This is a genomic window from Dietzia sp. SLG310A2-38A2 (genome assembly GCF_014145095.1).
Lineage (GTDB): Bacteria > Actinomycetota > Actinomycetes > Mycobacteriales > Mycobacteriaceae > Dietzia.
In genome coordinates this window covers 1,018-1,313 of sequence record NZ_JAALDX010000539.1, presented here as the reverse complement: position 1 = coordinate 1,313, position 296 = coordinate 1,018, and the positions used below count along the sequence as shown (strand labels likewise).

Here is a 296-nt window from a genome sequence, read left to right as displayed (position 1 = left end):
GCTCATGCCGCACCGCCGTTCCGGTAGGTCGACAGTTCAGTCTCGAGGACGAGTGCCGCAGATTCGAGGCCGGCACCGATGCCGTGGTCACTGGTCTTGGTTGCGAGCTCGCGTAGGAACGCGATTCGCTCGGTAACCCATTCGGCGGGGACGTGGGTGGGGGTGCTCATGCCGCCACCGCCTGCGTGGTGGTGATGACCACGGAGGATCGGGCCGCACGTGCGACCGGGTCGTCACCGTCGAGGAGGTAATCGAGGGCGCCGGCGTCGACGGGCTCGGTGCCGCGGTGCTGGTAT

The 296-nt window shown here is 67.9% G+C and carries 1 protein-coding gene; it reads right to left on the bottom strand.

Going from position 1 to position 296, the window contains the following annotated elements:
• Positions 1 to 2 precede the first annotated feature (2 nt).
• A complete protein-coding gene (locus G6027_RS17010; RefSeq protein ID WP_182638164.1) occupies positions 3 to 170 on the bottom strand; it encodes a hypothetical protein in 168 nt (55 codons plus the stop codon).
• Positions 171 to 296 lie beyond the last annotated feature (126 nt).

Bases quoted from the DNA above. Each gene is read 5' to 3' on its own strand.
- G6027_RS17010 (WP_182638164.1), bottom strand. From the start codon at position 170: ATGAGCACCCCCACCCACGTCCCCGCCGAATGGGTTACCGAGCGAATC.